Genomic DNA, 3,208 nt, shown 5'->3' with positions numbered 1-3,208 from the left:
AATAACTAATTTAATCGATTAAGGCAAGATTGTCTGTTTTTATTTTTGTAAAAAAAAAATAGGACATAATATTTAAATACATAAAGAATATGTTAAATAGATTGATACTAATAATTACTTAAATAAAAAAAAATAATAACAATTAAATAAATACATATATATATATATATTTGTTTTTTTTTAAAAGAAGTTAATGTTTTTTTATTTTATATAGTTTTTTTATTATACAGCGTTGATAGTAGGGACAGTATATTCTAATCATATCTATACAGAAGTTATCCCCAGACTTATGAACAAGTTAATAACATCTCTTGTTTGGGGTATACATAAAAAATAAATATATATAAAACATATAGTTACATAATTTTTTTTATAAATATAATAGAAATTATACAAATTTTTTAATAAACTTATACACAGAAATTGTGGATAACTTTTTTTTTAAAATACTATTATTTTATGATGAAAATTTAAAAAAAATTTTAATCCTATTGTTTATTTTCTATTAGGTGTTATTGATAATCTTTTATACCTGAGCTCTAAGATATTTTTATATTGCATTATCGTCAGTTTGTTATCATGAATATTTTGTATATAAAGAGATATCTGTTTATTTGTTCTTTAGATATTTTTCAAAATATATTTGACTGAACAATTTATGATGGTTCTGCTGCAGAACAGTTGAATCAAAAGCGATAGATAGAGAAATTTTTTTAATAATATTTTAATTAAGTGTTAATTTAACTAAAATTGATTGAACTGGTCAGAATAATATATCGCCTGATTGCACAATGGACAAGAGTAAAGAGAAACTCTCTACTTTGTTGATTGAAAAACAATTTATAGGTTAGATGATGTTTTTCTTGATCCTGAAAGGAATAAGGAAGCTTATAAATTTATTGTCATGATTGAAAGATTATTAAGTATATTGAAAATTAATATCTTTTTTATATCTGATATTTTTTAGTGATATATATTTTATAATAGAGTATTGTCTATTGTCGAAATATATTTTAAAGATGCCCAATGAATAATTTGTTTTAATATTTGATCCCCACAAGTGGTTAAAATAGATTCAGGATGAAATTGAAACCCACATACATGATCTAGATCATTTCTTACAGACATAATCATTTTGTTAAAAAAAGAATTAATTGTAAAATGATCTGGTATTTTGTTACAGATAAGAGAATGATACCGAGCAACAGCAAGTGGTTGAGATATCCCTCTAAACATCTCTAAACCATCGTGATTGATTAAAGACGCTTTTCCGTGGAATATCTCACCTGCATATCCAATCATGCCTCCATAAGCTTCTACTATTGCCTGATGGCCTAAACAGATTCCTATTATAGGGATATTGCCTTTTACTTTTTTGATCAACTCTAACATGCATCCAGCCTGTCGCGGCAAACCGGGTCCAGGAGATAACATCAGTATGGGATTTTTTATCTTTTTCAATGTTGATAAAATAATTTTTATATCGACTGTGTTACGATAAATTAAAACTTTGTTGTTTTGTTTTCTCAATTGTTCAACAAGATTATAAGTAAAGGAATCTATATTGTCTAATAATAAAATATTTGCCATTTTTTAAAGAGTTCCTCTTGAATCATGTGCTTTTTTTATCGCATTTATTACCGCTTGTGCTTTATTTAAGCTTTCATTCACTTCATCTTTAGCTACAGAATTAAAAACAATACCTGCACCTGCTTGAATAGTAGCGATATCTTTTTCTACATATGCTGACCGTATCGTTATACACGTGTCTAAATTTCCTGAACCAGTAAAATAACCTATAGCGCCTCCATAACTGCCTCTTTTTTGTTGTTCAGATTCAGCGATCAATTGCATAGCTCTAACTTTAGGAGCTCCGGTCAGCGTTCCCATGTTCATGCATGCAGCATAAGCATGCAGAGCATCTAATCCACTTTTTAATTTGCCAACTACTTTAGAGACTAAATGCATTACATGTGAATATTTATCAACCTTAACTAATTCTGAAACATATCTTGAACCCGGTTCACAAATGCGCGCAAGATCATTACGAGCTAAATCTACCAACATTAAATGTTCTGCAAGTTCTTTATGATTAGTTCTCATCTCAAGTTCAATTCTACTGTCTAAATCTAAATCTAACGATCCATCTTTTTTTCTGCCTCTAGGTCTAGTCCCTGCTATCGGATATAGTTCAATTTGATGTGTTTTTGAATCAAATTTTAAAGAGCTTTCTGGTGATGCACCAAAAAGTTTAAAATCTTTATCTTGCATGAAAAACATATAGGGACTAGGGTTGCTTTTTTTTAATTCTTGGTAAGCAGATAGTGCATTGGTGCAGGGTAAAAAAAATTTTCGAGATGGTACAACTTGAAAAATCTCGCCTTTTTGAATCAGTATTTGTAGTTTTTGGATTATATTACAATATTGCAAATCACTCATGTTTGAAGTTAATTCAATATTTTTAATTTCATGTTTCGGAATAATATTTAATTCTTCTGCAAGTTTTTGTTCTATTTCTATTGCTCTTTGTTGAATTCTTTTTTTTTCATCTGTGTTTGTAGTAAAAATACTATTTTGAATCAAACATGTTTGCTTTTGATGGTCTAAAACTAATAAAGTTTCAGCTAAATAGAAACAAAAGTCTGGACATTTTTGTTTGTTCTCTAGTCTCGGCAATGATTCAAAACTAGAAATCAGATCGTAGGAAAAAAGACCTCCAAAAAAAATTGCTTTATTTTTTTTCTTGGTATCGTTAAATATATTCATAATGAATCTAAATGCATCAAATACTGATAATGAAAAAAGTTTTTTGTCTTCATCCAGATTGTTTTCAATAGCAGGAAAAATTATATTGATGCTTTGTGAAGATTCAAAAAATTTAAGTTTTTTGTCTTCATCTAGATTATTTTTTAACATACATAAAATATATGCACCATTATCAGAAAGTGCAGTTAATTGTACAGAATTATTTTGAGCAGAAATGCGTATTGCACTATCAATAATCATTATACTTTCTAAATCATTTTTTTTATTCACTTCTGCTGTTTCAAGTAATAATGTTGCTGATTTTGATCCGCAAAGATGATTAAAAATGGTTGTAGGATCTAAATGATAGCGGGCTTTTCTTTGAAGTATTTCAATTTTACATGCATTATTTCGCATTAATTACATCTCTTTTTTCAAAAGAAATCATTTCACTTTTTTTCAT

1 protein-coding gene and 1 pseudogene are annotated in these 3,208 nt (G+C 27.5%); both read right to left on the bottom strand.

What is annotated here, in order from left to right; genetic code table 11:
• Window positions 1–984: 984 nt before the first annotated feature.
• Window positions 985–1,590 (bottom strand): annotated as a pseudogene (locus D9V67_RS03190) (glutamine amidotransferase-related protein); the annotation flags it as partial.
• 3 nt (window positions 1,591–1,593) lie between these two features.
• Window positions 1,594–3,162 (bottom strand): anthranilate synthase component 1, encoded by a 1,569-nt coding sequence (locus D9V67_RS03185; RefSeq protein ID WP_187308343.1) that lies wholly within the window; start codon window positions 3,160–3,162, stop codon window positions 1,594–1,596.
• Between the last annotated feature and the right edge of the window lie 46 nt (window positions 3,163–3,208).

The sequence above is a fragment of the Buchnera aphidicola (Brachycaudus cardui) genome, from assembly GCF_005081945.1.
Classification (GTDB): domain Bacteria; phylum Pseudomonadota; class Gammaproteobacteria; order Enterobacterales; family Enterobacteriaceae; genus Buchnera; species Buchnera aphidicola_AN.
Note: the sequence above shows the minus strand (reverse complement) of the source record. Positions and strands in the feature narration are given on the sequence as shown.